Here is a 21971-nt window from a genome sequence, read left to right as displayed (position 1 = left end):
GCAGTTGCCATTGTGGCACTGCCACATTTGTTTTACTATTCTGCCATCTTAACCGACTGGACATACCGATGAAATTTTCCCGCCGGATGGTCCTCGGCGTGCTGGTTGGCGCGGCGGCCGGCTACGTCATCACTGGCGACACGGCCGAGATAGCGGAGCCGGCCACGCCATTGCCGGCGGCCGCCGTGGCGGCTGCATCGGTCGTCGACGGCGCGCGCCTGCTCGACGACGTGCGCACGCTCGCCGGCGACGACTTCGCCGGCCGCCGCACCGGCACGCCCGGCAGCCAGAAGGCGCAGACCTTTCTGCAGCGCCGCTTCGAAGCGCTCGCGCTGAAGCCGTTCGGCGCCGCCTACGCCCAGCCGTTCTCGTTTACTGCCAACAAGACGGCATATCCGGCGGCCGTCAACTATGTCGGCTACATCGCCGGCAGCGCGCTGCCGCAGCGCTTCATCGTCGTCTCCGCCCATTACGACCACCTCGGCGAAAAGGGCGGCAAGCTGCATCCCGGCGCCGACGACAACGCTTCCGGCGTGGCGGCGATGCTGGCCATCGCGCAGTGGTTCAAGGCCCATCCGCCGCGCCACACGATCGTGTTCGCCGCCTTCGACGGCGAAGAGCAGGGCTTGCAGGGCGCGCGCGCCTTCCTCGCCGCGCTGCCGTTTCCGAAAGCACAGCTGGCGCTCAATCTCAATCTCGACATGGTCAGCCGTAACGACCGCAACGAGATCTTCGTCGCCGGCACGCGCTACAACCCTTCCCTGATCCCGCTGGTGGCCAAGGCGGCCGCGCGCAGCACGGTTGGCGTCAAGCTGGGCCACGACCTGCCGCAGCAGAAGGGCAGCACCGACGACTGGACCGGCAGCTCCGACCACGGCCCGTTCCACCAGGCCGGCGTGCCGTTCCTGTATTTCGGCGTCGAGGACCACGCCGATTACCATGGCCCCGGCGACACGTTCGCGCGCATCGAGCCGGCGTTCTTCACGAGCGTGGCGAATCTGCTGGTGGATGTGGCGGCAACGCTGGATGCTGAATTAAAGTGACGTAACTCTTGGCGCGAACTTGGCATTCCCGTCAGGCGCGGTTCATTTACGGCGTAGGCTTCTTGGATATTTTGGTGGCCGGAGCATGACCACGTTCGGCGCTTGTTTGCTCTGCGAGAGCATTTTTATGCGAGCGAAATTCCGGAATCGAGATTCTTGATTTTCCAAAAATCTCCGTCACCCTGGAAGGCGATGGCCTGCGCCATGCTGCGTCCACCAATTAGGATCAACTGCCAAGACATCCTGAACGGTTCGGCACGTCTGCAAACGCGTCGCTCCTTGTAAATCCACAAGATCTAAACTGGCATCAAATCCAAACTTGGGCCACACTGAAAATCCCACGAACTCATCCGGCTCGTCAGGCCTGACGGGGCCGTGACCGGCCGCGTGCAGCGTGATCTCGCGAAATGCCAAGATATACGCCGTGACGGCCATCAGTCCAAACGCGACCGTACACCAACGCTGCGGCGCCTGGTGATCAAGCATGAGTCTGTGCACGTGCAGGTTGCTTACCTGAAGGGCTGTGCCGTTTTCGCCTTGATATGCGATGACCTCAACTGGCTGCCCTGGCTGTACAAATGGGTTATCCGAGCGACCACTGAGGCCTGCCGGGGATCCATCGGATTGATCCGCGCGCCTCGACACCCCCGAGCGGGCGCGCTACCAGCACCGTCTCGATCGGCTCAATTGACTCATGCAAAAATCGAGAGTGATCGGACATTTACCCATCCGGTAGGAATCTTTGGCGAGCTTAGCACTTCTATACGAGCGTGGCGAATCTGCTGGTGCGTGTGGCGGCAAGGGTGGATACGAACGCGTCATAGAAGAATTGGCGACCCGGCGCGGCTGCACAACCGTGGCGAGTCATTCGGAGCGTGTTGTCGGGAAACTTTACATGTCAACGCGCTCACGTTTATTTACTAGGCGCAAGATGTTGATTTCAAACAGTATATTCGCGCTGGCTCGGTTATTGCTTATACGTAAGATATCTATTTATGGAGAATCAGCATGTTCAAACAATCAGTTATTTCCGCCCTCATCGTCGCCGGCGCCACTTTCGCCGGTGCTGCCCACGCCGGACTGGTCGGCGTCAAGGACATTCGCGTGACCCAGGCCTCGGGCGACAACAACATTCAGGTCGTCGAGCTGCAGGCTTTCGAGAGCATCACCGGCGCGAACGTCGCCCTGTCGTCGCTCGGGACAGTGGCGAGCGCCTCGTCGGTGTATGGGTGGAACGACCCTAACCCCGGCAAGGCCATTGACGGCCAATTCGCGGACAAGAGCTTTCCAAACATGTTCCATAGCGGCGCCAACGCAAACGACTGGCTCAATATCTCGTTCAGCAGCGTCAGGGAACTCGATAGCGTGACGATGTATGGCCGCTCGGACTGCTGCGAGACGCGCGATCGATACAACGTCAGCTTCTACGGCGCCACCGGCACCCTGCTCTACACCGCAGTTCTCGATGCCACCAACGCGCAGCACATGGGCAGCATCACGCTGCCGAACACCGCCGCGAACGTGCCTGAGCCAGCTTCGCTCGCGTTGCTCGGCATGGGCCTGATCGGCGTGGGCATGAGCCGGCGCAAGCAAGCAGCAAAATAAGCGGCCTGCTGCAACCTTAACGCCCGCCGCGCGCGGGCGTTTTGCATGGCGTCGCCTATTCGGCGGCCGTCACGCGCGTCAGCGGCGTCCGAACATCATCAGTTCGGCCAGCAGCATGCGCGCCGGCGCCACCGCATCGAGCACGCCGAGGGACAGGCCCAGCAGCGCCTGCGCCGGGCCGGTGTTGGCGAACACGCGCGCCATCGCATCGGTCAGGCCGATGGTGACCTTGCGGTCGGCCTTGCGGCCTGCGCTGAACGCGAGCAGCTGCTCGGGACCGCTGCCGCGGCCGAGCAGGCGCGCCAGCACGGCGGCGTCGCGCAGCCCCAGATTGAGTCCTTGGCCCGCGACGGGATGCAGCGTCTGCGCGGCGTTGCCGATCGCCACCGTGCGCGCGGTGGCGCGCGGCTCGGCGTTCAGGCCGAGCGGATAGGCGGCGCGGCCGGAGGTGCGCGTGAAGCGTCCCAGCCTGGCGCCGAAGGCGTCGCCCAGGCGCGCCAGGAAAGCGTCGTCGCCCAGCTCCAGCAGGGCGGCGGCGTTTTCCCGCCGCACGCACCACACCAGCGCGTACTGCAGGCCATCGGCGCCTTCCTGCGGCAGCAGCGCCAGCGGGCCTTCGTCGGTGAAGCGCTCGTAGGCGCGTTGCGCGATCGGCGCGCTGGCGGCCACGCGCGCGATCACCGCGCTTTGGCCGTAGTCGCGCTGCAGCGCGCGCTGTTGCTGCTGGCCGAATACGCCGCCCTCGGCCTGCACCGCCAGCGCGGCGGCCAAGGTGCGACCGTCGTCGAGCCGCAGCGTCACGCCGGCGTCGGTCTCGTCGATGGAGCTCACGCGCGCCGGCCGGACGATGGCCACGCCGGCGCGTTCGCAGGCGGCGGCCAGCGCCGACACCAGGTCGCCGTAGCGCGTCACATAGCCAAGCGCCGGCAGATCGTGGTCGTCGCGGTCCATCAGGCTGCGCCCGAAACGCCCGCGCCGCGATACGTGGATCTGGTGGATCGGCGTGGCCGGCAGCGGCCAGGCGCCGACTTCTTCGAGCAGCAGCCTGCTGCCGTACGACAGCGCGATCGAACGCGGATCGGTGATGGCCTGGCCGGGCGACTTGCCGTCGATGAGCGCGATGCGCCGCGGCGCCATGCCGCGCCGCGCCAGCATCGCCGCCAGCGCCATGCCGGCCGGCCCGGCGCCGCAGATGGCGACGTCGAACGTGCTGGCCGTAACCGTTACTGTGATCTCGCTCATCGCTGGCGCATCACTTCTTCGATCTCCGCCGCCAGCCTCGGCGCGTTGTCCGACAGGATCGCGTGGCTGTCGGTCGTGACGACGACATCGTCTTCGATGCGAATGCCGATATTCCAGAACTGTTCCGGCACGCCGGCACCGGGGCGCACGTAGATGCCCGGTTCGACGGTGAGCACCATGCCCGGCTCGAGCCGGCGCGAAGGTTTTTCGTCGGCGCGCACGTCGCGGTAGGCGCCGACGTCGTGCACGTCAAGGCCCAGCCAGTGGCCGGTGCCGTGCATGTAGAACTGCAGGTGGGCGCGCTCGGCGATGGCGTTTTCGGCATTGCCGTATACCGCCTTGTCGAGCAGGCCGACGTCGAGCATGCCTTGCGCCAGTAGGTTCACCGCGCTGTCGTGGATGTCGCTGTAGCGCCGCCCCGGCCGCACCGCCGCCAGCGCCGCGCTGTGCGCCGCCAGTACCAGTTCGTACAGCAGTTTCTGCGGCGCGCTGAAGCGGCCGTTGACCGGATAGGTGCGGGTGATGTCGGCGGCGTAGCTGTCAAGCTCGCAGCCGGCGTCGATCAGCACCAGGTCGCCGTCGCGGCTTTGCGCGCTGTTGGCGTTGTAGTGCAGCACGCAGGCATTCGCGCCGGCGGCGACGATCGGCGTGTATGCCGGGTACTGCGCGCCGCTCTTGCGAAACTCGTGCAGCAGTTCGGCTTCGATTTCGTACTCGAACATGCCGGGCCGCGAGGCGCGCATCGCGCGTTCGTGGGCGCGGCCGGAGATTCGCGCGGCGTGCTGCATCAGCGCCACTTCGCTGTCGTCCTTGAACAGGCGCATTTCGTCGAGCATGGCCAGCAGGTCGTGCGCGACGGCGGGCGCGGTGACGCCGCTGCGGGCCTGGCGCCGCACCGCCTGCAGCCACGTCTTCATCTGCAGGTCGAGCGCGGCGCTGTGACCCAGCGCGTAATAGGCCGCCGGCGCGTTCGCCAGCAGCTTCGCCATTTCGCCGTCGAGGTCCTCGATCGAAAACGCCGCGTCAAAGCCGAAGGCGGCGCGCGCGCCGTCGGGGCCGTGGCGAAAGCCGTCCCAGATTTCGCGCTCGAGGTTTTTCTGGCGGCAGAACAGGATCGCCTGCGCTGCGCTGGCGCCGTTGGCGGCGACCAGCACCAGCACGCTGTCAGGCTCGGTGAAGCCGGTCAGGTAGTAAAAGTAGCTGTCGTGGCGGTACGGGTAATCGGTGTCGCTGTTGCGCATCGCTTCGGGCGCGGTCGGCAGGATCGCCACCGCGCCGGGCGCCATCTGGGCGCACAGCCGAGCGCGCCGTTCGGCGTGGGCCGACGCCGCCAGTGGCGTCATGAAGCGGCCCTGTTCGCCAGCGGCGCGTTGAGCTCGTCGAGCTGGGCGACGGTGCCGACGTTGACCCACTCGCCGGTATAGATTTCGCCGCCCACCAGGCCAAGGTCGATGTACTTGCGCATCAGCGGGCTGAACTTGGCGTGCTGGCCCGGCGTGAGCTCGGCGAACATCTCGGGACGGTAGACGCCGATGCCGGCGAAGTTCCATTTCGGCGTACCGGTGTTCGACAAGGTGTACATGTCGAGCGCGAAGTCGCCCTTGAGGTTGTGGAAAGGATTTGGCGTCAGGTATAGCCACGAGACGTCGCGCTTGTCGGGTGCGTGCGGGTTGCCCCAGATATCCTTGTCGTGCAGCACGTCCTTGACCTGGGCGAAGTCGAAATACGGGCAATAGATGTCGCCCGACACGGCCACGAACGGTTCGTCGCCGAGCAGGTGCAGCGCGTTGGCGATGCCGCCGAACGTTTCCAGCGCCACTTTTTCGTGCGAGTACTCGATGCTGGCGCCGTACTTGCTGCCGTCGCCCAGTTCCTCTTCGATCATGTGGCCCAGGTGGGCCGTGTTGATGACGATCTCGGTAATGCCGGCGCGCACCAGGTTCAGCACGTGCCAGGTGATCAGGGGGCGGCCGCGCACTTTCAGCAGCGGCTTCGGGCAGGCATCGGTCAGCGGGCGCATGCGCTCGCCGCGGCCGGCGGCAAAAATCATCGCTTTCATCAAGACTCCGCCATCAGAAGGTGTAGCCGACAACCGGCGCCTTGTCCTCGAACGCGTCGAGCAAGCGCGCCAGCGGCTTGAGCTCGATGTAGCGGTTCGCGGTCTTGCGCACGTAGTCGAGCACGGTCGGCAGGTCGCCCATGTAGATGCTCTTGCCGTCGCGGTAGTGCAGCCGGCAGAAGATGCCGAGGATCTTCAGGTGGCGCTGCAGGGACATGAATTCGAAGTCGCGGTAGAAGGCGTCGATGTCCGGATTGACCGGCAGGCCGACCTTCTTGGCTGCCTGCCAGTAGCGGATCACCCAGTCGAGCACAATCTCTTCATCCCACTGGATGTAGGCGTCGCGCAGCAGCGAGCCGAGGTCGTAGGTGACCGGGCCGAACACGGCGTCCTGGAAGTCGAGCACGCCGGGATTGTTCTGCTCCATGAACATCAGGTTGCGCGAGTGGAAATCGCGGTGCATGAATACCTGCTGCTGGGCCAGCACGTTGGCGGTGATCGCCTCGAAGACCTTGTCGAGCTGGGCCTGCTGGGTGTCGCTCATCGTCACGCCGAGGTGCTTGCCGACGAACCATTCGGGAAACAGGTTCATCTCGCGCAGCGCGAACGCGCGGTCGAATTCGACCAGCACGCCGGGCACGCTGCTGAGCTGGAACTTGATCAGCGCGTCGACCGCGTCGGAATACATGAAGCCGGCGTTGTCGGCGTCGAGCCGCGCCAGGTAGGTCGTGGTGCCGAGGTCCGACAGCAGCAAAAAGCCGTTCGGCACGTCGCGCGCGACGATCGCCGGCACGTTCACGCCGGCGTCCTGCAACAGGCCGGCGACGTGGATAAAGGCCGGCACGTTCTCGCGCTCGGGCGGCGCGTCCATCGCGATCAGGCTGTGGCCGAGCTTGTCCTGCAGCGCCGGCAGCACGTCGAGCCGGAAGTAGCGGCGAAAGCTGGCGTCGGACGAAGCGGGGCGGCGGCTGGCGACGTCAACCAGGCCGAGCGTATCGAGCCAGGCGGTAAGTTGGGCCAGGCGCGCGTCGGCCGACGGTGGTGTTGCGGGAGGGTGTGACAAAAGAGACATGAAGCGACCTGTAGAGAATCCGGATGAATGTGTAGATTCCCATATAATAAGGGATTAGCCCCAAAAAATCGCCCTTCAATGGTGTTTGCGCCCGTTTCATGAGTTGGTTCTCCTCCCCTCCCTCGTCGCCGCGCTGGGCATATGCCCTGACCGCGCTCGTCACCGTCACCTCGGGGCCGCTGCATGCCCAGAATGCGCCCAAGCGCGAACAGGTCGACGACCCGAATGCGCCGGTCATCTTGCGCGCCGAGGAAATCACCGGACGGCCCGACCGCGAGGTCAATCTCGAGCGCGATGTCGAGCTGATCAAGGGCGCCACGCGCATGACGGCCAGGTCGGCCTGCTACAAGGTGGTTGACGACGTCGTCACGGCCAAGGGCGACATCAACATGTGGCGCTTCGGCGACCGCTACAAGGGCGATCAGCTCGAACTCAATCTCGATTCGGGCCAGGGCTGGGTGCTGCATCCCGAATACCGCATGCAGCTCAACAACGCGCAGGGCAAGGCCAACCGCATCGACTTCGTCAACGAAGACGTCGCCGTCGTTACCGACGGCACCTACAGCACCTGCGAAGGTCCGACTCCCGACTGGTACCTGAAGGCCGATACCTTGCGCCTCGACAGCGGGCGCGACGTCGGCACCGCCGGCAAGACGGTGGTGTACTTCAAGGGCGTGCCGATCATCGGTACCCCGGCGATGTCGTTTTCGCTGTCGGGCGCGCGCCGCTCGGGCTGGCTGCCGCCGACCTTCAGCCCCGGCTCCAAGGGCTCGACCGAAGTGATGATGCCGTATTACTTCAACCTCGCGCCGAACCGCGACCTGACCGTGTTTCCGCGCGTGATCCTGACGCGCGGCCTGCAGATGGGCGCCACCGGCCGCTACATCGGCCAGACCGCGGCCGGCTCGTACTCGGGCGAAACGCACGCCGAATTGCTGGTGCACGACCAGGTCACCGATACCAACCGCTGGCTGATCAACTCGCTGCACTCGCAGGCGATCGCGCCCGGCTGGTCGTATGGCTGGGTGCTGCGGGCGGCGTCCGACAACGAATACCCGAGCGACTTCTCGAAGTCGGTGGCCAACAGCGCCGAGCGCCAGCTGCTGCGCGAACTGCGCACCGATTACCAGAGCAAGTACTGGAGCCTGACGGCGCGCGCGCAAAACTACCAGGTGCTGCAGGATCCGGCCGCGGCGACCAACCCGGGCCTGGCGGTGCCGCGCCCGTACGACCGCCTGCCGCAGATCAATTTTCACGCCGGCCGCTACGACGTTGCCGGCTTCGACTGGGCGCTCGACGCCGAGGTGACCCGCTTCCGGCATCCCGACCTGATCCGCGGCAGCCGCGTGGTGGCCGTGCCGCAGCTGTCGTATCCGATCATCCGGCCGGGTTACTTCATCACCCCGAAGGTGATGGTGCATGCCAGCAAATACCAGCTCGACCGCGACAGCAGCAACCTGGCTACCATGCCCGGCGCCAGCCTGACGCGCGTGCTGCCCACGTTCTCGCTCGACAGCGGTCTGGTGTTCGAGCGCGAAAGCAAGCTGTTCGGCCGCGCCGTCACCCAGACGCTCGAGCCGCGCCTGTTCTATGTCCGCACGCCCTACAAGGACCAGAGCCAGTTCCCCAATTTCGACACGGCCGAGGCGGGCTTTAACTTCGCCCAGATCTTCACCGAAAACCGCTTCATCGGCGCCGACCGCATTTCCGACGCCAACCAGGTCACCGCGGCGCTGGTGTCGCGCTTCATCGAAAGCAACGGTGCCGAACGGCTGCGCCTGGCGCTGGGGCAGCGCTTCTACTTCAGCCAGCAGCGCGTGCGGCTCGACCCGAGCACCCAGCTCAACGTCAGCCGCTCGGACGTGCTGCTGGCCGCCTCCGGCCGCGTCGCCGATAACTGGAGCTTCGACAGCGCGATACAATACAATGCGAGTGCACGCAGCGTGTTCAGTTCGAACTACGGCGTGCAGTGGCTGGCCGGCGCCAAAAAAGTGGTGAATGCCGAGTACCGTTATCAACGCGACAGTTTCAAGAACGTCGACCTGTCGAGCCAGTGGCCGCTGTCGCTGCGCTGGTTCGGCGTTGGCCGGGTCAGCTACTCGGTGCGCGACAAGAAGGTGCTCGAGAGCCTCATCGGACTCGAGTACCAGGCCGACTGCTGGGTGTTGCGGATGGGTGCGCAGCGTTTCGTCACCGCCGCCCAGACCACCTCGTCGTCGCTGTTGTTCCAGCTTGAGCTGAACGGCTTGTCGAAACTTGGCCTCGGCAGCAACCCGCTGGACACGTTTTACAAGAGCATTCCCGGCTACTCCCGGCTCAATCCGGTGACCGGCCGCTGATGAATGAAGTGGCAAGCTGGAAAACGATTTTTTTCATTTACCTGAATATGAGTGCCCCAGATTATGCGTAATATCCGTATGCACCAACTGAAACTCGCCGCTGTCCTGCTGTGCGCGCTGGCCGGTCAGGCCGCCGCGCAGGGACCGGTCGCACCGGCCGCGCCCGCCGCCAAGACGGGCGGCTTCCTGCCGCCGGCGTCGAGCTCGGCCAATGTGATCGATTCGATCGCGGTGGTGGTCAACGACGACGTCATCACGCGCAATGAAATCGCCGCGCGCCTGCGCGGCATCGTCACGCGCATGAAGGCCAGCAATGCGCCGATGCCCGATGCGGCCGACCTGCAGCGCCAGGTGGTCGAAGCGATGATCGTCGAACGCGCCCAGAACCAGCTGGCCAAGGAAATGGGCGTCAAGGTATCCGACCAGGAACTCGACCGCGCGATCGGCCGCATCGCCGAAGGCCAGAAGATGAGCCTGCAGGAAATGCGCAATCAGATGGAAAAGGAAGGCATGACGTATCCGGCCTTCCGCGAAGAGATCCGCAACGAAATCATGCTGCAGCGCCTGCGCGAGCATGAAGTCGACAACAAGATCCAGATTTCGGACGCGGAAGTGGATACCTACCTGGCTGGCGAGCAGGCCGCCGCCGCCGAGCAGTTCGAACTGAACGTCTCGCAGATCCTCGTCAGCATTCCGCAAAACGCCTCGCCCGAGCAGATCGCAGCGCGCAAGGCACGCGCCGACGAGGTGGCGCGCCAGCTGCGCACCGGCGCCGATTTCGCCAAGATCGCCGCCACCTATTCGGACGCGCCGGACGCGCTCAAGGGCGGCGAAGTGGGCTGGCGCGACGCCAACCGCCTGCCGCCGGTGTTTGCCGAAGCACTCGGCAAGTTGGCGCCGGGCCAGGTCACGCCTGTCATCCGCAGCAACACCGGCTTTCACCTGCTCAAACTGGTGGGCAAGCGCAGCGCCGCCGAATCGACCAAGGACAAGACCGCCGAGCAGCAGCAGACGCAGGTGCGCCACATCCTGCTGAAGGTCACGCCGACGATGAGCGCGGCCGACGCCAAGCGCAAGCTGACCGAGCTCAAGGAACGGCTCGACAACAACGCCGCGAAGTTCGAGGAACTGGCGCGCCTGTTCTCGAACGACGGCTCGGCCTCCAAGGGCGGCGACCTCGGCTGGCTGTATCCGGGCGACACCTTGCCGGAAATGGAAGCGGTCATCAATACGCTCAAGCCGGGCGAAGTCAGCGGTGTAGTCGAGACGCCGTTCGGTTTCCACCTGATCCAGGTGCTGGCGCGCAAGACCGATGACGCCTCGAAAGAGCGCCAGCGCAATGCGGCGCGCCAGGTGATCCGCGAGCGCAAGATGCAGGAAGCGTCCGAAGACTGGGCGCGCCAGGTGCGCGACCGCGCCTACGTCGAGTTCCGCGACGAGAAATAAGATGAGTGCCTCCCGTCCGGCGATCGCCATCACCACCGGCGAGCCGGCCGGTATCGGGCCGGAAATATCGCTGCGCGCGGCGTGGGCCATGCGGCACGAAGTCAACTGCGTGCTGCTGGGCGATGCCGCCTTCCTGGCGCTGACCGCCAGCGAACTCGATCCGGACATCGAGGTCGCGGCGCTGTCGGTGCAGGCGCTGCGCAACGGCGGCCTGCCGCAGTTCGGCCCGGGCCGCCTGTCGATCATCGATGTGCCGTTGGCCGCCCACGTCATCCCCGGCACGCTCGATCCGGCCAACGGCCGCGCCGTGCTCGCCACGCTCGACCTGGCGGTGGAGGGCATCGCGGCCGGCTGGTTCGCCGCGATGGTCACCGCGCCGCTGCAGAAAAGCACCATCAACGACGCCGGCGTGGCGTTTTCCGGCCACACCGAATACCTGGCCGACAAGACCGGCACGCCGCTGGTGGTGATGATGCTGGCCGGCGACACGGCCGCCGCGGCGCAATCGGGCGCCGCGCCGCTGCGCGTGGCGCTGGCCACTACCCACCTGGCGCTGCGCGCCGTGCCCGACGCCATCACCGGCGACGGCCTGGCGCGCGTGCTCGACATCATCGACGCCGACCTGAAGGACAAGTTCGGCATCGCCGCGCCGCGCATCCTGGTGGCCGGGCTCAATCCGCATGCGGGCGAAAATGGCTACCTCGGCCGCGAGGAAATCGACACCATCGCGCCGGCCATCGAAGCGGCGCGCGCGCGCGGCATCGACGCGCGCGGGCCGTACCCGGCCGACACGCTGTTCCAGCCGAAATACCTGGGCGACGCCGACTGCGTGCTGGCGATGTACCACGACCAGGGGCTGCCGGTGCTCAAGCACGCCACCTTCGGGCGCGGCGTCAACATCACGCTCGGGCTACCGCTGATCCGCACCTCGGTCGACCACGGCACCGCGCTCGACCTGGCCGCGCGCGGACTCGGGCATGCCGATGCCGCCAGCATGCAGCAGGCCATCCGCAGCGCGCTGCAAATGGTTGCCGCCCAGCGCCGCACCTGAATTCGACATCTCCACATAAAGCAAACACATGAAACACGTAGCCCGCAAGCGCTTCGGCCAGAATTTCTTGACCGACAAATTCGTCCTTGCCGACATCATCGACGCGATCGGTCCGCAGCCGGACCAGGCGATGGTCGAGATCGGGCCCGGCCTGGCGGCGATGACCGCGTTGCTGCTCAAGCACCTGAACCACATGCACGTCGTCGAACTGGACCGCGACTTGGTCGCGCGCCTGGAGAAATCGTTCCCGCGTGACAAGCTGACGATCCATTCCGGCGATGCCCTGAAGTTCGACTTCGGCCAGATCCCGGTGCCGCCGGGGCAGAAGCTGCGGGTGGTCGGCAACCTGCCGTATAACATCTCCAGCCCGCTGCTGTTTCACCTGGCCGACTTTGCCCCGCTGATCGAAGACCAGCACTTCATGCTGCAAAAGGAAGTCGTCGAGCGGATGGTGGCCGAGCCGGGCAGCAAGGTCTACGGGCGCCTGTCGGTGATGCTGCAGTGGCGCTACGACATGAAACTGATGTTCATCGTGCCGCCGACCGCGTTCGAGCCGCCGCCGCAGGTCGAGTCGGCCATCGTGCGGATGGTGCCGGTGGCCGAGCGCCTTGCGTGCGACGGCCCGACCCTCGAGGCGGTGGTGCTGAAGGCGTTCTCGCAACGCCGCAAGGTCATTCGCAACTGCCTGGCCGGCATGTTTACCGAGGCGCAGATCGTCGAAGCAGGCATCGATCCGACGGTGCGGCCGGAAACGGTCGGCCTGGTCCAGTACGTCGCGCTGGCGAACCTGTTGAAGCCGGCTGTCACGCCGTCGGCGTGATCGGCGGCGGCGTAATCGTTTTTTCTTCCACCATCGCCACCGCGGCCTTGCGCGCTTCGGTTTCGGCTTGCGCCTCGGTGGCGAACACGTGCTCCACCGCCACCCGCTGCGCCGGGACGATGCTGTTGCGGTGCATCGGGTTGGCGGATGCGCCGTAGACCGTCACGAACGCGGCCCAGCCGTCGACATCGGTCATCCGGACGCCGGAGTAATCGATCTCGTAATCTCCCAGTTGTTCTGTTGGCACGGAGCCTCCCTGGCATCAAGTAGATGTCGATCATGCCAGTATTGGCCGCAAGGCGGCGCGGCGCTTGTCGCGGCCCGAGGATACGACGCGGGCGAAAAAAAAGCCCGCTGTTGAGCGGGCTTGAAATCCAATTCTTTGTAAGGAGTTGGAGGAGACAAGTGAATTATGCTGCGTTACAGCATATAACGCCAATTTATCTTTCGAATACCAGATATTCCAGAAGAGAATATCTGCTTACTTCGGCACGCAGGTGACCGCGACATTCGTCACCGCCACGTCGCCCATTTCGCCGGTGCCGTTCGCCACGCTGCACGTTTCGGTGGCCGGTTGGGTCAGCACCGTGATGCCGTAGGTGATGCCGAACGGAACCTTGTTCGGCATGGTGAAGGCGGTGGCACCGGCGGCCGCCGTTGAAACGGCTGGGTCGCTGCCATTGGTCAGCTGCAAACCGGTCGACTTCAGGCCGGTGATCGTGCCGCCGACCGGCGCGGTGTTGATGGTGCAGTACACGTCGATATTGATCGAGGACAGCCGCCCGGCCGTCTCGGTGCCGCGCAGCACCTGGCATTCCTGGTGCGCCGGCGGCGTCTTCCGGATCACGGCGTAGACGTCGCCATAGTCGAGCGTGTTCGGGAACGTGAAGGTAGTCGCCTTGGCCGGCACCTTCAGGTCCATGCCATTGGTGCTCAGCACCAGGCCTTCATAGACCAGGCCGTTGATGGTGCCGGTGATCGGGAAGGTCGCTTTGCCGCCGCCGCAAGCGGCCAGGCTCAGCGCGAGCGCCAGCACGATGGCCGGGCGCAGGAAAGATTTGGTCATGTGTTCTCCAGAAAGTAGATGGCGCGGGTCAGCTGCAGATGACCTGGATGTTCTTGATATCGGTCTTGCCGACCGTGCCGACACCGTCGACGATGCGGCAGGTGCGCGAAACGGGCTGGGTCAGGATCGTCACGCCGTACGGCGAACCCTCGGCGACCTTGGTCAGGCTGAAGCTGGTCGCGCCGGCCTTGACTTCGATGCGGTTGGCGCCGTTGACCAGCACCAGGCCGTTGCTGTCGAGACCGCTGACGGTGCCGCCCAGTTCATGGGTGTTGGTGATACAGTTCACAACGACCGTACTGATGCTGAACGAGCCGGTCGCGCCCTTGCCATTGGCGACCGAGCAGACGGCGTTGTCGGGCGAGGCAGAAATGTCGACGTCGAAATTCTCGTCATTGCTCAGCAGCTTGGCGAAGACGAAACCCACCTGCCCCCCCTGTACCGGTTCGACCGCAACTTTGTCGCCGTTGCCCTTGTTGATCAGCACCAGGCCGGTCTTGCTCAGGCCGATGACGGCGCCACCGAGCTGCAGGTTGCCGTCGTTGCCGCCGCCGGCGCCAACGCTCAGTGCGCACGCGAGCGCCACGCTCGAACGCAGGGTCAATCTTTTCATGTGTTCTCCAAAAACAAACAGGGGTAGAGCGGGGGAGGGCTGACGCCGCGCCGCGGGACAGACGGTTTGGCCGTCATTTTAGAGCATTTGGCAAGCTGGAGCGTCTTTCCTCTTGTATCGCGGTGTAACCGGCGTGCAGCACCGGGGTCAGTGCCGCACCGGGGTCAGTGCCGACATTCGGACACGGGTTCATCTGTCGGGCGCCGATTTGCACTTCGCCGCCCGACTCGTTATGCTGGCATCGCCTCCACTTCCGTTTGCCGCAATGACCGCTACTACAAGCACCCAACGTCCCGCCTGGCCGAAGGCGGTCCTGTTCGACCTCGACGACACCTTGTGGCCGATCGCACCCGTCATTGCCCAGGCCGAGCGGTCGCTGCATGCCTGGCTGCAGCAGCACGCGCCGCGCGTGGCGGCCGGCTTTTCGATCGACGCGCTGCGCCAGGCGCGCCAGCGCTTGCTCGAGCGCCGGCCCGAGTTTCACCTCGACCTCGGGGCGCTGCGCCGCGCCGGCCTGCGCGAGGCATTCGCCGATGCCGGCGAGGACAGCACCAAGGTCGAGCACGCGATGGCGCATTTCTTCGCCGCCCGCAACGCCGTCGCGCTGTACGACGACGTGCTGCCCGGCCTCGAGAAGCTCAGCGAGCTGGTGCTGGTCGGCTCGATCTCGAACGGCAACGCCGACTTGCGCGCGATCGGCATGTCGCATCACTTCAAGGTGTCGGTCGCGGCGCACCAGCTCGGCTGCGCCAAACCGGACGCCGCCATTTTCCTGGCCGCCTGCGAACAGCTCGGCGTGGCCCCGCACGAGGCCGTGTATGTCGGCGACGACGTGCTGCTCGATGTGCGCGGCGCCCAGCAGGCCGGCCTGCGCGCGGTGTGGCTGAACCGCACCGGCAGCAGCCGACACCTCGAGCACGGCGTGGTGCCCGACGCCATCTGCGCCGATTTCGGCGAGTTGCTCGACTGGCTGGAGCGCCGCCACGGCTAGTGCCGGGAACTGCACAGCGGCGCCGCGAACGTGCATAATAAGGGTGTCCGTCTTCGCGCCCCCATACAATCATGCAACTCGATACCCGCGCACAAACTTTGCTCAAGGCTCTCGTCGAGCGCTACATCGCCGACGGCCAGCCGGTCGGCTCGCGCGCGCTGTCGAAGATTTCCGGGCTCGACCTGTCGCCGGCGACGATTCGCAACATCATGGCCGACCTCGAGGAAATGGGCTACGTCGCCAGTCCGCACACGTCGGCCGGCCGCATCCCGACCCCGCGCGGCTACCGCATCTTCGTCGACACGCTGCTGACGGTGCAGCACATCGACGAGCACGCCGTCGAGTCGCGCATGCGCATGCCCAACCAGCAGCCGCAAAAGATCATCTCGAACGCCGCGCAGATGCTGTCGTCGCTGTCGCAGTTCGCCGGCGTGGTGCTGAGCCCGCGGCGCGAGTCGGTGTTCCAGCAGATCGAGTTCTTGCGCCTGTCCGAAAAGCGCATCCTGCTCGTCATCGTCGACCCGCGCGGCGACGTCCAGAACCGCCTGCTGCTGACCGACGCCGACTACACCCCGAGCCAGCTGATCGCCTCGGCCAACTACATCAACCAGAATTACGGCGGGCTCTCGTTCGACCAGGTGCGCCTGCGCGTGACGGACGAACTCAAGCAGCTGAGCGACGACATGAGCCGCCTGATGCAGGCCGCGGTCGAAGCGGGCAGCGAGGCGATGACCGACCATTCGACCGACATGGTCATCTCGGGCGAACGCAACCTGCTCAGCGTGTCGGACCTGTCCTCGAACATGGCGTCGCTGCGCCAGATGTTCGACATGTTCGAGCAAAAGACCGGGCTGATGCAGCTGCTCGACGTGTCGAGCAAGGCCACCGGCGTGCAGATTTTCATCGGCGGCGAATCGAACCTGGTGCCGATGGACGAAATGAGCGTGGTGACGGCGCCGTACGAAGTGAACGGCAAGATTGTCGGCACGCTCGGCGTGATCGGCCCGACCCGCATGGCGTACGAGCGCGTGATCCCGATCGTCGACATCACCGCCAAGCTGCTGTCGAACGCGCTGAGCCACGGCGGTCAGGTCTGATATTCGGACATTGCGGCTCGTTGAAATGTTCGAACGTCCCGCCAACGCGAGGGACTGGCCCCAGCTTTTTGCTTAATGCCGGTGCGGGCAGGCCGGCTTGATGCAGTTGCCGTAAATGGCCAGCGCATGCTCGGCGATGTTGAAGCCGCGCTCAGCGGCAACCTTGTGCTGGCGCGACTCGATTTCCTCGTCAAAGAACTCTTCCACCCGCCCGCAGTCGAGGCACACCAGGTGGTCGTGGTGCGAACCGGCATTCAGTTCAAAGATCGCCTTGCCCGTCTCAAAATGGTTGCGGTTGAGCAGGCCGGCCTGTTCGAACTGGGTCAGCACGCGGTACACGGTGGCCAGGCCGACGTCCATGTTTTCGGTCAGCAGGATCTTGTAGACGTCTTCCGCAGTGAGATGGCGTACTTCGCTGTTCTGAAAAATCTCGAGAATTTTCAGGCGAGGAAGGGTCGCTTTCAGGCCGCTGGCCTTGAGATCGCTTGGATTGTTACTCATGTTTGTTGCTCGTATATTGGCATAGTGCTTTATGATATAGCGTTTTGGAGCTAGCGCTCAAACGTTTTGAGGTCACTTATGCGCGTCAAGAATGCTTTTTTGCACAGTTTTTACTCCCGGACACCACTGCTGGCAGTTGCCGTCTGCGCCGCGCTGACCTTGTCGGGCTGCGCATCGTGGCGCAATGCGCTGTCGCCTTCGGCGTCGCAGCCGGTCACGCCGGCGCAAGCTGCCGCCGACGCCGACCAGTCCGCGGCATCGGCCAACGCCGGCGCCCAGACCACCAGCGCGACGTCGCTGCAAAAATTCCTGTGGATATTCAAGCCGTACCGCCCTGACATTCAACAAGGCAACTTCGTCTCGCAGGAAATGCTGGCCCAGTTGAAAGTGGGCCAGACCCGCGAGCAGGTCAAGTTTATCCTCGGTACGCCGCTGCTGACGGACGTGTTCCACACCGATCGCTGGGATTTTCCGTTCTACCTGGCGCGCGGCAATGGGGAGCTGACCAAGGCGCGCGTGACCATCTACTTCAAGGACGACAAGGTCGAGCGTTTCGACGGCGGCAACCTGCCGACCGAGCGCGAGTACATCGCCCGCATCGCCGGCCCTGCCAAGGCCGCGGCGAAAGAGGCACCGAAGAAGGAAGAGGCAGGTTCGGCCTCCATCCAGATCAGAAAATAAGCGGCCAGCGACCATGACTTCACTGAACATTGCGGTGGCAGGCGCCAGCGGGCGCATGGGCAAGATGCTGATCGAGGCGATCGCCAGGGCGCCCGACGCCGAACTGACCGGCGCGCTCGACGTGGCCGGCTCGCCGGCGATCGGCACGGACGCCGCCGCCTTCCTCGGCCAGCCGGCGTCGGTGGCCATCGCCGCCGACCTGGCCACCGCGCTCGCCGGCGCGCGCTGCCTGATCGACTTCACCCGCCCGGAAGGCACGCTCAGGCACCTGGCCTATTGCGCCGAGCACGGCATCGCGATGGTCATCGGCACCACCGGCTTCGACGATGCCGGCAAGGCCGCCATCCGCGCCGCCGCCGCCAAGACCGCGATCGTGTTTGCGCCGAACATGAGTGTCGGCGTCAACGTCACCCTGAAGCTGCTGGAAATGGCGGCAAAGAGTTTCGCTGAAGGGTACGATATCGAGATCATCGAGGCGCACCACCGCCACAAGGTCGATGCGCCGTCCGGCACCGCGCTGAAGATGGGCGAAGTCATCGCCGACGCGCTCGGACGCGACCTCAAGCAGTGCGCCGTGTACGGGCGCGAAGGCGTCACCGGCGAGCGCGACCCGTCCACCATCGGCTTTGCCACCATCCGCGGCGGCGACATCGTCGGCGACCACACGGTGCTGTTTGCCGGCGACGGCGAGCGCATCGAGATCAGCCACAAGTCGGGCAGCCGCGTCACCTACGCCCACGGCGCCTTGCGTGCGGCGCGCTTCCTGGCCGACAAGCAAACCGGCCTGTACGACATGCAGGACGTGCTGGCGCTGGGGCGCTGAGGAGAAAACGATGGCTACTGCAGAACTGAACGGCGCCGTCATCGACGGCTGGGACAGCTTCCACGCGGAATCGCGCAAGACGTTCGGCTTTCCTGAGTCGTACGGCAACACCATCGATTCATGGGTCGATTGCCTCAGCTACCTGCGCGACGCCGACGGCATGAGCAAGTTCCGCCTGAAGCCCAACGAGGTGCTGGAAATCGTCATCAACGACGCCGCCGCCATGCGCGAGAAGGCGCCCGACCTGCTCGAAGAGTTGACCTTCTGCGTCGCCGGCATCAATGAGCGCTATGAGGATTACGGCGAGAAGCCCGCGCTGGCGCTGGTTCTGCGCTGACCGATCGCTAGGGGAAGTAGATCTTGACGATGACGGCAATGAGCATTGCCGTATTTGTCGCACACATCCATCGAAGCAGTTTTAGTTCACCACGTACCCGTGCTATTTCAAGATCCATCCTTGCCTCCAACGCGTCGATCCGTGCGTTGATCCTTGCTTCGAAGGCGTCCATCCGGCCTGTCATCTTCGCCTCGAAGGCATCCATTCGGCCGGTCATCCTCGTTTCGAACGCCTCCATCCTTGTCGTGAGCTGCTCGCCAAGCGAATTCAAATCGGCACGTGAAGCGGCGCAATTAGCCAACGCCTCGGAGAGCAACTTGGCATGCGTTTCAGCTTGAGTTTGCGAAACGCCGACAGCCTGAAGCTGGTGCGAATAATTGATAGCGTTGAATTGGTTGTCCATACTTATTAGACCAAAATGACGCGTTATGGTTCAGACGCAGAGGCTCTGTATTCGCCCTCGGCTCATCCCCGCCACCGCCGGAAATAGCATGAACCAGTATAATGTTCGGTTCAACTCCACTTTCCTGGCCTTTTGATCATCATGCAAGATAAATATAGTCCCGCCGACGTCGAACAAGCCGCCCAATCGCACTGGAAGGCGATCGATGCCTACAAGGCGGTAGAAAACGACCCGCGTTTCCCGAAAGGCAAGTACTACGCTTGCTCGATGCTGCCTTACCCGTCGGGCAAGCTGCACATGGGACACGTGCGCAACTATACGATCAACGACGTGATGTACCGCTACCTGCGCATGAACGGCTACAACGTGCTCATGCCGATGGGCTGGGACGCGTTCGGCATGCCGGCCGAAAACGCCGCGATGGCCAACAACGTGCCGCCGGCGCAGTGGACCTACGCCAACATCGCCCACATGCGCGAGCAGATGGAATCGATGGGCCTGGCGATCGACTGGTCGCGCGAGATGACCGCCTGCAAGCCGGAATACTACAAGTGGAACCAGTGGATGTTCCTCAAGATGCTCGAAAAGGGCATCATCTACAAGAAGACCGGCACCGTCAACTGGGACCCGATCGACCAGACCGTGCTGGCCAACGAGCAGGTCGTCGACGGCCGCGGCTGGCGCTCGGGCGCACCGATCGAAAAGCGCGAGATCCCGATGTACTACGCACGCATCACCGACTACGCCGACGAGCTGCTCGACTACGTCGACAACAAGCTGCCGGGCTGGCCCGAGCGCGTGCGCGTGATGCAGGCCAACTGGATCGGCAAGTCGACCGGCGTGCGCTTCGCCTTCCCGCACACGATCTCGGACGCCGGCGGTGAACTGATCGGCGGCGGCAAGATGCACGTCTTCACCACCCGCGCCGACACCATCATGGGCGTGACCTTCTGCGCCGTCGCGCCGGAACACGCGCTGGCCGCGCACGCCGCGCAGACCAACCCGGAGCTGGCCGCCTTCATCGCCGAGTGCAAACTGGGCAGCGTGATCGAAGCGGACATGGCGACGATGGAGAAGAAGGGCATGCCGACGGGCCTGTTCGTCACCCATCCGCTGACCGGCGACCAGGTCGAAGTCTGGGTCGGCAACTACGTATTGATCACCTACGGCGACGGCGCCGTCATGGGCGTGCCGGCGCACGACGAGCGCGACTTCGCCTTCGCCACCAAGTACCGGCTGCCGATCACCCAGGTCGTCGCCGTCGAAGGCCAGCAGTTTTCGCTGGCCGGCTGGCAGGACTGGTACGGCGACAAGGAGCGCGGCGTGCTGGTCAACTCGGGCAAGTACGATGGGCTCGACTACATCGCCGCTGTCAACGCCATCGCCGGCGACCTGGCCGTGCAGGGCCTGGGCGAAAAGAAGACCACCTTCCGCCTGCGCGACTGGGGCATCTCGCGCCAGCGCTACTGGGGCACGCCGATCCCGATGATCCACTGCGCCGATTGCGGCGTCGTGCCGGTGCCTGAAAAAGACCTGCCGGTGGTGCTGCCCGAGCACCTGGTCCCTGACGGCAGCGGCAACCCGCTGAACAAGGACGAAGCCTTCCTCAAGTGCGAATGCCCGCAGTGCGGCAAGCCGGCGCGCCGCGAGACCGACACGATGGACACCTTCGTCGACTCGTCGTGGTACTACATGCGCTATACCTCGCCCGGCGCGACCGGCATGGTCGACGCGCGCAACGACTACTGGATGCCGATGGACCAGTACATCGGCGGCATCGAGCACGCCGTCATGCACTTGCTGTACGCGCGCTTCTGGACCAAGGTGATGCGCGACATGGACCTGGTCAAGTTCGATGAGCCGTTCGTCAACCTGCTCACGCAAGGCATGGTCCTCAACGAGACGTACTACCGCGAAGACGACGCCGGCAAGAAGACCTGGTTCAACCCGGCCGACATCGATCTCGATCTGGACGACAAGGGCCGCCCGCGCGGCGCGCTGCTCAAGTCGGACGGCCGGAAAGTCGAAATCGGCGGCACCGAAAAGATGTCGAAGTCGAAGAACAACGGCATCGACCCGCAGGCGCAGATCGGCCAGTACGGCGCCGACACCGCGCGCCTGTTCACCATGTTCGCGTCGCCGCCGGAACAGACGCTCGAGTGGTCCGACAGCGGTGTCGAAGGCGCCAGCCGCTTCCTGCGCCGCGTGTGGGCGTTCGCTTGCGCCCAGTCGCCGCGCATCGCCGCCGAACTGGCAAGTCCATCGAAGGATGGCTACGACGACGCGCAAAAAAGCCTGCGCCGCGAACTGCACAAGATCCTGCAGCAGGCCGACTATGACCTCAAGCGCATCCAGTACAACACCGTCGTCTCTGCCTGCATGAAGATGCTCAACACGATGGAGTCCGCCAAACTGGCCGATGGCGCCGCGTCTGACGCGGTGATCGCCGAAGGCCTGTCGATCTTCCTGCGCGTGCTCAACCCGGTCGCGCCGCACATCACCCATGTGCTGTGGGAAGAGCTGGGCTACGCCAGGGTCCATGGCGACATCCTCAACGCCCAGTGGCCGCAGGTCGACCCGCAGGCGCTCGAACAGGCCGAGATCGAGATGATGATCCAGGTGAACGGCAAGCTGCGCGGCTCGATCATGGTGGCGAAAGGCGCCGACAAGGCGTCGATCGAAGCGCAGGCGCTCGCTTGCGAAGCGGTGCAGAAGTACATCGAGACGCCGCCGAAAAAGGTGATCGTCGTTCCCGGCAAGTTGATCAGCATCGTGGTGTAAG

The 21971-nt window shown here is 64.7% G+C and carries 21 protein-coding genes; 12 read left to right on the top strand and 9 right to left on the bottom strand.

Going from position 1 to position 21971, the window contains the following annotated elements:
* Window positions 1–68 precede the first annotated feature (68 nt).
* Both ACP7DD_RS12835 and ACP7DD_RS12830 read left to right on the top strand, forming a co-directional pair.
* Window positions 69–1043 (top strand): M20/M25/M40 family metallo-hydrolase, encoded by a 975-nt coding sequence (locus ACP7DD_RS12835; RefSeq protein WP_426175203.1) that lies wholly within the window; start codon window positions 69–71, stop codon window positions 1041–1043.
* A 1008-nt stretch (window positions 1044–2051) separates the two neighbouring features.
* A complete protein-coding gene (locus ACP7DD_RS12830; protein WP_426175202.1) occupies window positions 2052–2648 on the top strand; it encodes a PEP-CTERM sorting domain-containing protein in 597 nt (198 codons plus the stop codon).
* Window positions 2649–2726: 78 nt separating this feature from the next.
* Here the strand turns inward: ACP7DD_RS12830 and ACP7DD_RS12825 are convergent, their stop codons facing one another.
* From ACP7DD_RS12825 to ACP7DD_RS12810, 4 genes are read right to left on the bottom strand one after another with little or no spacing between them, the layout of a single operon-like run.
* Window positions 2727–3890, bottom strand: a complete 1164-nt coding sequence (locus ACP7DD_RS12825) for a UbiH/UbiF/VisC/COQ6 family ubiquinone biosynthesis hydroxylase (protein ID WP_426175201.1) — start codon at window positions 3888–3890, stop codon at window positions 2727–2729.
* A complete protein-coding gene (gene pepP, locus ACP7DD_RS12820) occupies window positions 3887–5233 on the bottom strand; it encodes a Xaa-Pro aminopeptidase (protein WP_426175200.1) in 1347 nt (448 codons plus the stop codon). Before pepP ends, ACP7DD_RS12825 begins: the two co-directional genes overlap by 4 nt.
* The gene (gene murU, locus ACP7DD_RS12815) at window positions 5230–5949 is read right to left on the bottom strand and encodes an N-acetylmuramate alpha-1-phosphate uridylyltransferase MurU (protein ID WP_426175199.1); all 720 of its coding nucleotides are present in this window, start codon (window positions 5947–5949) and stop codon (window positions 5230–5232) included. The genes pepP and murU overlap by 4 nt, the downstream gene beginning before the upstream one ends.
* 13 nt (window positions 5950–5962) lie before the next feature.
* Window positions 5963–7021 (bottom strand): aminoglycoside phosphotransferase family protein, encoded by a 1059-nt coding sequence (locus ACP7DD_RS12810; protein ID WP_426175198.1) that lies wholly within the window; start codon window positions 7019–7021, stop codon window positions 5963–5965.
* A 98-nt stretch (window positions 7022–7119) separates the two neighbouring features.
* Between ACP7DD_RS12810 and ACP7DD_RS12805 the strand changes: the two genes are divergently transcribed.
* From ACP7DD_RS12805 to rsmA, 4 genes are all read left to right on the top strand, one after another.
* A complete protein-coding gene (locus ACP7DD_RS12805; RefSeq protein WP_426175196.1) occupies window positions 7120–9360 on the top strand; it encodes an LPS-assembly protein LptD in 2241 nt (746 codons plus the stop codon).
* Between the two features lie 78 nt (window positions 9361–9438).
* Window positions 9439–10806, top strand: a complete 1368-nt coding sequence (locus ACP7DD_RS12800; protein WP_426175195.1) for a peptidylprolyl isomerase — start codon at window positions 9439–9441, stop codon at window positions 10804–10806.
* Window position 10807: 1 nt separating this feature from the next.
* Complete coding sequence (pdxA, locus tag ACP7DD_RS12795; RefSeq protein ID WP_426175193.1) at window positions 10808–11857, top strand: 4-hydroxythreonine-4-phosphate dehydrogenase PdxA; 1050 nt, start codon at window positions 10808–10810, stop codon at window positions 11855–11857.
* Between the two features lie 28 nt (window positions 11858–11885).
* Window positions 11886–12677 carry a 16S rRNA (adenine(1518)-N(6)/adenine(1519)-N(6))-dimethyltransferase RsmA gene (rsmA, locus tag ACP7DD_RS12790; protein ID WP_426175192.1) on the top strand — a complete coding sequence of 264 codons (792 nt, stop codon included), beginning with the start codon at window positions 11886–11888 and terminating at the stop codon, window positions 12675–12677.
* Here the strand turns inward: rsmA and ACP7DD_RS12785 are convergent.
* The 3 genes from ACP7DD_RS12785 to ACP7DD_RS12775 form a co-directional block, all read right to left on the bottom strand.
* Window positions 12661–12924 (bottom strand): hypothetical protein, encoded by a 264-nt coding sequence (locus tag ACP7DD_RS12785; protein WP_426175191.1) that lies wholly within the window; start codon window positions 12922–12924, stop codon window positions 12661–12663. The two genes, rsmA and ACP7DD_RS12785, sit on opposite strands and share 17 nt — an antisense overlap.
* A 234-nt stretch (window positions 12925–13158) precedes the next feature.
* Complete coding sequence (locus tag ACP7DD_RS12780; RefSeq protein ID WP_426175190.1) at window positions 13159–13743, bottom strand: hypothetical protein; 585 nt, start codon at window positions 13741–13743, stop codon at window positions 13159–13161.
* Window positions 13744–13771: 28 nt separating this feature from the next.
* Complete coding sequence (locus tag ACP7DD_RS12775; protein WP_426175189.1) at window positions 13772–14356, bottom strand: hypothetical protein; 585 nt, start codon at window positions 14354–14356, stop codon at window positions 13772–13774.
* Between the two features lie 265 nt (window positions 14357–14621).
* Here ACP7DD_RS12775 and ACP7DD_RS12770 point away from each other — a divergent pair, with 265 nt between their 5' ends.
* Complete coding sequence (locus ACP7DD_RS12770) at window positions 14622–15347, top strand: HAD family hydrolase (protein WP_426175188.1); 726 nt, start codon at window positions 14622–14624, stop codon at window positions 15345–15347.
* Window positions 15348–15418: 71 nt separating this feature from the next.
* A complete protein-coding gene (gene hrcA, locus ACP7DD_RS12765; RefSeq protein WP_426175187.1) occupies window positions 15419–16444 on the top strand; it encodes a heat-inducible transcriptional repressor HrcA in 1026 nt (341 codons plus the stop codon).
* Window positions 16445–16516: 72 nt separating this feature from the next.
* On the opposite strand, the gene fur is transcribed toward hrcA, so the two are convergent.
* A complete protein-coding gene (gene fur, locus ACP7DD_RS12760) occupies window positions 16517–16945 on the bottom strand; it encodes a ferric iron uptake transcriptional regulator (protein ID WP_099787326.1) in 429 nt (142 codons plus the stop codon).
* A 99-nt stretch (window positions 16946–17044) separates the two neighbouring features.
* Between fur and bamE the strand changes: the two genes are divergently transcribed.
* From bamE to ACP7DD_RS12745, 3 genes are read left to right on the top strand one after another with little or no spacing between them, the layout of a single operon-like run.
* A complete protein-coding gene (gene bamE / locus ACP7DD_RS12755; RefSeq protein ID WP_426175186.1) occupies window positions 17045–17626 on the top strand; it encodes an outer membrane protein assembly factor BamE domain-containing protein in 582 nt (193 codons plus the stop codon).
* Between the two features lie 13 nt (window positions 17627–17639).
* Entirely contained in the window at window positions 17640–18449 is an 810-nt protein-coding gene (gene dapB, locus ACP7DD_RS12750) for a 4-hydroxy-tetrahydrodipicolinate reductase (RefSeq protein ID WP_426175185.1), read from the top strand.
* A 10-nt stretch (window positions 18450–18459) separates the two neighbouring features.
* Window positions 18460–18786: a barstar family protein gene (locus tag ACP7DD_RS12745; RefSeq protein ID WP_426175184.1), complete on the top strand. Its 327-nt coding sequence runs from the start codon at window positions 18460–18462 to the stop codon at window positions 18784–18786.
* Window positions 18787–18793: 7 nt separating this feature from the next.
* Here ACP7DD_RS12745 and ACP7DD_RS12740 read toward each other — a convergent pair whose 3' ends face one another.
* Complete coding sequence (locus tag ACP7DD_RS12740; protein WP_426175183.1) at window positions 18794–19189, bottom strand: hypothetical protein; 396 nt, start codon at window positions 19187–19189, stop codon at window positions 18794–18796.
* A 141-nt stretch (window positions 19190–19330) separates the two neighbouring features.
* On the opposite strand from ACP7DD_RS12740, the gene leuS reads away from it, so the two are divergent.
* Window positions 19331–21970 carry a leucine--tRNA ligase gene (gene leuS / locus ACP7DD_RS12735; RefSeq protein WP_426175182.1) on the top strand — a complete coding sequence of 880 codons (2640 nt, stop codon included), beginning with the start codon at window positions 19331–19333 and terminating at the stop codon, window positions 21968–21970.
* The last annotated feature ends 1 nt before the right edge of the window (window position 21971 follow it).

It is taken from the genome of Massilia sp. TWR1-2-2 (genome assembly GCF_049897565.1).
Lineage (GTDB): Bacteria > Pseudomonadota > Gammaproteobacteria > Burkholderiales > Burkholderiaceae_D > JAFCUW01.
The sequence above is the reverse complement of the archived record's forward strand: the minus strand, read 5'-3'. Positions and strand labels throughout refer to the sequence as shown.

Excerpts from the sequence above, each read along its gene's own strand:
- ACP7DD_RS12835 (WP_426175203.1), top strand. The coding sequence starts at position 69 with ATGAAATTTTCCCGCCGGATGGTCCTCGGCGTGCTGGTTGGCGCGGCG.
- ACP7DD_RS12830 (WP_426175202.1), top strand. The coding sequence starts at position 2,052 with ATGTTCAAACAATCAGTTATTTCCGCCCTCATCGTCGCCGGCGCCACT.
- ACP7DD_RS12825 (WP_426175201.1), bottom strand. The coding sequence starts at position 3,890 with ATGAGCGAGATCACAGTAACGGTTACGGCCAGCACGTTCGACGTCGCC.
- pepP (WP_426175200.1), bottom strand. The coding sequence starts at position 5,233 with ATGACGCCACTGGCGGCGTCGGCCCACGCCGAACGGCGCGCTCGGCTG.
- murU (WP_426175199.1), bottom strand. The coding sequence starts at position 5,949 with ATGAAAGCGATGATTTTTGCCGCCGGCCGCGGCGAGCGCATGCGCCCG.
- ACP7DD_RS12810 (WP_426175198.1), bottom strand. The coding sequence starts at position 7,021 with ATGTCTCTTTTGTCACACCCTCCCGCAACACCACCGTCGGCCGACGCG.
- ACP7DD_RS12805 (WP_426175196.1), top strand. The coding sequence starts at position 7,120 with ATGAGTTGGTTCTCCTCCCCTCCCTCGTCGCCGCGCTGGGCATATGCC.
- ACP7DD_RS12800 (WP_426175195.1), top strand. The coding sequence starts at position 9,439 with ATGCACCAACTGAAACTCGCCGCTGTCCTGCTGTGCGCGCTGGCCGGT.
- pdxA (WP_426175193.1), top strand. The coding sequence starts at position 10,808 with ATGAGTGCCTCCCGTCCGGCGATCGCCATCACCACCGGCGAGCCGGCC.
- rsmA (WP_426175192.1), top strand. The coding sequence starts at position 11,886 with ATGAAACACGTAGCCCGCAAGCGCTTCGGCCAGAATTTCTTGACCGAC.
- ACP7DD_RS12780 (WP_426175190.1), bottom strand. The coding sequence starts at position 13,743 with ATGACCAAATCTTTCCTGCGCCCGGCCATCGTGCTGGCGCTCGCGCTG.
- ACP7DD_RS12775 (WP_426175189.1), bottom strand. The coding sequence starts at position 14,356 with ATGAAAAGATTGACCCTGCGTTCGAGCGTGGCGCTCGCGTGCGCACTG.
- ACP7DD_RS12770 (WP_426175188.1), top strand. The coding sequence starts at position 14,622 with ATGACCGCTACTACAAGCACCCAACGTCCCGCCTGGCCGAAGGCGGTC.
- hrcA (WP_426175187.1), top strand. The coding sequence starts at position 15,419 with ATGCAACTCGATACCCGCGCACAAACTTTGCTCAAGGCTCTCGTCGAG.
- fur (WP_099787326.1), bottom strand. The coding sequence starts at position 16,945 with ATGAGTAACAATCCAAGCGATCTCAAGGCCAGCGGCCTGAAAGCGACC.
- dapB (WP_426175185.1), top strand. The coding sequence starts at position 17,640 with ATGACTTCACTGAACATTGCGGTGGCAGGCGCCAGCGGGCGCATGGGC.
- ACP7DD_RS12745 (WP_426175184.1), top strand. The coding sequence starts at position 18,460 with ATGGCTACTGCAGAACTGAACGGCGCCGTCATCGACGGCTGGGACAGC.
- ACP7DD_RS12740 (WP_426175183.1), bottom strand. The coding sequence starts at position 19,189 with ATGGACAACCAATTCAACGCTATCAATTATTCGCACCAGCTTCAGGCT.
- leuS (WP_426175182.1), top strand. The coding sequence starts at position 19,331 with ATGCAAGATAAATATAGTCCCGCCGACGTCGAACAAGCCGCCCAATCG.